The organism is Roseateles sp. (assembly GCF_052436255.1).
Taxonomy (GTDB): Bacteria; Pseudomonadota; Gammaproteobacteria; order Burkholderiales; family Burkholderiaceae_C; genus Pelomonas.
On sequence record NZ_JBQVNP010000285.1, the window covers coordinates 1 to 1,640 of the forward strand.

2 protein-coding genes are annotated in these 1,640 nt (G+C 61.9%); one reads left to right on the forward strand and one right to left on the reverse strand.

Features of this window, described 5'->3' with window-relative positions; genetic code table 11:
• A partial coding sequence (locus tag ACT6S0_RS27570) for a hypothetical protein (RefSeq protein WP_444766916.1) occupies positions 1 to 676 on the forward strand: 676 nt, incomplete at its 5' end.
• Between the two features lie 288 nt (positions 677 to 964).
• Here the strand turns inward: ACT6S0_RS27570 and ACT6S0_RS27575 are convergent.
• Positions 965 to 1,474 carry a DUF1993 domain-containing protein gene (locus tag ACT6S0_RS27575; RefSeq protein WP_444766917.1) on the reverse strand — a complete coding sequence of 170 codons (510 nt, stop codon included), beginning with the start codon at positions 1,472 to 1,474 and terminating at the stop codon, positions 965 to 967.
• Positions 1,475 to 1,640: the final 166 nt, after the last annotated feature.

Consider the following 1,640-nt stretch of genomic DNA (forward strand, 5'->3'; position numbering starts at 1 on the left):
GAGCAAATCAGCTGGCGCATCATGCCTCGTGCATGTCGTATGGATGCACTTTGGGTCTCGGCTCGACCCACCCGGCCGCTCCGGTATCCAACTACTTCAATTGGAGACCCAAATGAAAAAATTCATTCCCAGCGCCATCGCCAGCCTTCTGATCGCAGGGGCAATCTTGCCGGCCGCCGCCAAGGAGAAAGTCGTCGCCCGGAGCATCACGGAAGCGGAAGTCCTGGGGGCCCAGCAGGCCTGGTGCAAGGCGCTGGTCGACATCAGCGCTGCGAATTCCAACGGAGGGCAGCCGGCCGCCAGGGCGCTGGCCGAGAAGGTCATCGACAGCGCCTACGCCTACCAGCTGGGCGCAGTGCTGTTCAAGCCGACGCTCACGACATCGCCGCAGACCTTTCGCACCGCTCGCGACGGCGCGCTGGCGTACTTCGTGGGCGGCAACCCTGCCTTTCCCAACGACACCGGCTTCGCCCTGAAGGGCTGGACTAAATGCGAGATTGCCAACACTGCCGTGCTCATCCACGGCGACGTGGCCAGCACGCTGGGTAACGTGCTATTCACTGACCCGGACGGCAAGGTCACCACGGTCGACAAGACCTGGACTTTCGTGAAGGACGGTGCCGGCAAGCTGCGCATCGTCGTGCATCACTCGTCGCTGCCGTACGCTGGCCGTTGAACACCGCGTTCGAGTGCCGGCAGGCCCAGGCTCTGGTGCGGCGCCTTCAAGGGGCCTTCATCGGGTGATGAAGGCTCCTCGGAGGAGCGTCATTGGTGGCTCAAAGGCGCGAATCGGTGGCAGCACGCCGTCTTAGCGCTCAACCTGCACCGTAGTGCGTTGCCCGCGCAACCCTATGCCAGTGATGAGGTGCCGATGTCGCGCGTCAACACATTGGGGTTGCCGTGCACGCTTGCACTTCGAGCGGCAGTGGCCAGAGTGGCCGAACGCCTGTCTGTCTGTCTTGGGTCAGTAGGCACCCATGTAGTCGCGCTTGCCGATCTCCATACCGTTGTGGCGCAAGATGGCATAGGTGGTGGTCACGTGGAAGAAAAACTGCGGCAGTCCATAGTGCAGAAGGTATGCGCTTGCGGTCAGCTTCTTTTCCTTGGGAGTGCCGGGGCGCAACACGATCTCGCGGCTCTCGCTGGAATCAAATTGCCCAGGCTTGAAGGAGCCGATATGGGCCAAGGCTTTGGCGATCAACGCTTGCAGGTCGGCGAAGCTGACCTCGGTGTCGGGCCACGACGGCACCTCGGCACCCGCCAGGCGGGAGGCAATGCCCTTGGAGAAGTCTGCGGCGATCTGTACCTGACGTACCAGCGGAAACATGTCAGGGAACAGCCGAGCCTGCAGCAGCGCATTGGGATCGATATTTCTTTGCGTCGCCTGGTCTTCGGCTTTCTTGAGCACGTCGGACAGGGCGCGCAGCATCTGCTGCATGACGGGAACGGAGGCGTTGTACAGCGGGCTGGTCATGGTGAGTTCACTTCTAAAATTTTGGGCACGATGGCCGGAGTTGGCGTGGCAGAGGCCCTGCCAACCATGCAAGGCTAACAGCACAGGGCGAACTGAATCGCCCCGGATTTTGTGGCCAGCTTTTCTTCCCGCTGGTGGTCGGAGCAGCCGCGTTGAAGGGCAGTTC